At 69.9% G+C, this 1,540-nt stretch carries 1 protein-coding gene; it reads right to left on the reverse strand.

The features are described from left to right. Positions 1–1,238: ATP-binding protein (locus EN742_RS34645; RefSeq protein ID WP_148670508.1), on the reverse strand; the 1,238-nt coding region annotated here is incomplete at its 3' end. Positions 1,239–1,540 lie beyond the last annotated feature (302 nt).

Consider the following 1,540-nt stretch of genomic DNA (forward strand, 5'->3'; position numbering starts at 1 on the left):
TCCTCGGGCAGCAGCGAGGCGCGCACCGAGACGTCGCGCCAGGCATCGTCCTCCGCCATTTCGGAGCCGAGGCCGGCCCGCGCCCGCGTCAGCATGCGGCGGAACTCGGCAAGGTCGGGCACGACCGAGGCCAGCCCCTCGATGCGGCAGCGGACGACAAACTCCTGATAGAGCACGCCGACGACGCGAAAACCCGCGTCGGGCTCGGCCAGCACGGCGCCGAGCACGCGGTCCATCCGTTCGCGCCGCTCGGCCAGGTCCTCGGCGCTCGGTGCCGGCTCGGCCGGCTCGGGGCGAATCTCCAGCGCCGCCGACTTCGCCGCCATCAACTGGTCGAGCAGGTCGGGCGAGGGCGCCCGGCGCAGCGGCCGCACCGTCTCGGGCGGCGGCGCGGCGAGGATGATCGCGCGCGCGTCCTCCAACGCGGCCTCCGGCAGCGGCATCAGGCGCGGCGTGCCGTTGCGCGGTTTTGTATCGGTCGGGCCGATGCGCAGGCCGAGCGGCCGGCGCGACAGCGCGGGACCCAGCGCCATGAACTGGCCGCGCTCGAGGTCGCGAAAGGCTTCCGCCTGCCGCCGCTCCATGCCGAGCAGATCGGCGGCGCGCGCCATGTCGATGTCGAGGAAGGTGCGGCCCATCAGGAAGTTGGAGGCTTCCGCCGCGACGTTCTTGGCAAGCTTCGCCAGCCGCTGCGTGGCGATGATGCCGGCAAGCCCGCGCTTGCGGCCGCGGCACATCAAATTGGTCATCGCGCCGAGCGAGAGTTTTCGCGCCTCGTCCGAAACCTCGCCCGCCACCGCGGGCGCGAAGAGCTGCGCCTCGTCCACCACCACCAGCATCGGATACCAGTGGTCGCGCGCGACCTCGAACAGCCCGCCGAGGAAGGCGGCGGCGCGCCGCATCTGGTTCTCGGCGTCGAGCCCTTCGAGGTTGAGCACGGTGGAGACGCGGTGGATGCGCGCCCGCTCGCCGGCCGCCTGCAGGCCGCGCTCGGTATGCTCCTCGGCATCGATCACCAGATGGCCGAAGCGCTCGGCGAGCGAGACGAAGTCGCCCTCGGGATCGATGATGGTCTGCTGCACCCAGGGCGCGCTCTGTTCGAGCAGCCGGCGCAAGAGATGCGACTTGCCGGAGCCGGAATTGCCCTGCACCAGAAGGCGGGTCGCCAAAAGCTCCTCGAGGTCGAGCGCCGCCGTGGCCCCCGCGCTCGTCTCGCCCATCTCGATCGCAACCGTCATCTGTCGACTCGAAAAAGTTTCCCTGCGGGCCTTATCAACCGAAGCGCGGCGGGTCGAGCGCGCCGGACATGGACGGGCCGTTGTTCCCCAGCTCTTCGGTGACCGCTTACGCCTGGTCGCGCAAACCCCGAGCACGCAGCCAAGCTCTGCTTGACCATTGCCAAGCCCGGCGACATTGTGGATCACAAGTTGCAGTTCCTTAGCCAAGTGGTCGTGGCAAATGGATTTTCGCGACGCCATCGATCGGTCGCTGGCCTGGGCCGGCGGATGGTTCGACTATGCCGCCACGCCGTGGTTCGTCT

The organism is Mesorhizobium sp. M4A.F.Ca.ET.020.02.1.1 (assembly GCF_004022645.1).
Taxonomy (GTDB): domain Bacteria; phylum Pseudomonadota; class Alphaproteobacteria; order Rhizobiales; family Rhizobiaceae; genus Mesorhizobium.